Source organism: Parendozoicomonas verongulae, from assembly GCF_009711465.1.
In the GTDB taxonomy this organism is placed as follows: domain Bacteria; phylum Pseudomonadota; class Gammaproteobacteria; order Pseudomonadales; family Endozoicomonadaceae; genus Sansalvadorimonas; species Sansalvadorimonas verongulae.
Map to the genome: position 1 here is coordinate 1 of NZ_SMME01000556.1, position 1,145 is coordinate 1,145.

The 1,145-nt window shown below is 52.8% G+C and carries 1 protein-coding gene; it reads right to left on the reverse strand.

The features are described from left to right. Positions 1–1,075 (reverse strand): hypothetical protein (locus E1189_RS01470; protein WP_155158327.1); only part of this gene is annotated, 1,075 nt, incomplete at its 3' end. Positions 1,076–1,145: the final 70 nt, after the last annotated feature.

Genomic DNA, 1,145 nt, shown 5'->3' on the forward strand with positions numbered 1-1,145 from the left:
CGGCTCCGGGCCCTTCTTTCCATACCCACCTTTGAACAAGTTCCCGCTCATCCGTTGAGGGGCCCAGTGAGGCCACAAAAACAGGCCCTGACTGTCTGGCCACTTCGGCAGCACTGTAGCTTTTTCCTGTCGCAGTATCTCCCTGGATAAAGATAACCGGAGAGTTAGCCAGCCTTTCTTTTAAGCGTTTAAGGCGCCGCTGTTCCTTGTTGGACTGGTTGATTCTGCTGCGTAAGAGATCATCCACCAGGGTCTCAAAGGGGGCGTCTTGCACGCCATGCCAGACAAGCACCTTTTTCAGTTGAGCTATGACATGTACGGAGTCTATCGAGAGAGGCTGGCAGTAGTCAGCCAGATGATTCAATATCTTGAAGCCACTTTGACGAAACTCTATGTTGAGCCCCCAACCACTGGCCAGAGCATCGGTCAGTATTTTCCTGTTCACCGTTGAACGTATGGGCAGATGTCTGCACTTTTGCACAAGATCAGGGTCAGGTTTCAGCTGTATTTTCAGGCCCTTTCTCATCACCTCGGGCCCATGGCACACCAGCAGTGCACACAGGACATCCGTCGCGGCAGGTTTTTCACCCTTCTGGTTTGGGCTCGTGAAATCCAGCTTCAACGTTTTAAAAACACCCGGCCCACAGGCCCGGGCCAGGTGCCAGAAGTTTGTTTGAACATATGCCCGGTCTATCTTTTTCAGGGAGCGCAGACAGTGTGCCAGCTGATCCGGGTCAACCCACTCTTGATTGTCCTGATCCGGGAGCAGCTTTTCACAGGCCACTTTCATAAAATCACGGACGGACGGATGCTGGCGAGTGCAGTGGGTGAGTACGCTGTTGATCGCTTTACGCCAGTGCCTGGGTTCCAGTGTAACGGACCCCTCATGGGACTGGGCCTGCTGCGCGGCGATAATCAGGTTATCTAATCCCCCATGAGCCAGAACGGGTAATGCCCCCGTTGTTTGGGTGATGTCTTTTGGGATATTGCCATAGATCTCATAGATTTTATTCAGCACTGTTTCGGGAATTTGATCGCGCTCTATACCATGTCGTCTGGCTGCTGAACGCCACATATCGACCTCAGGCAACGACTCCGCTGACTGAATAACCTCCTTCCATGGCAGGGAGGTACAGGGTTTCGAT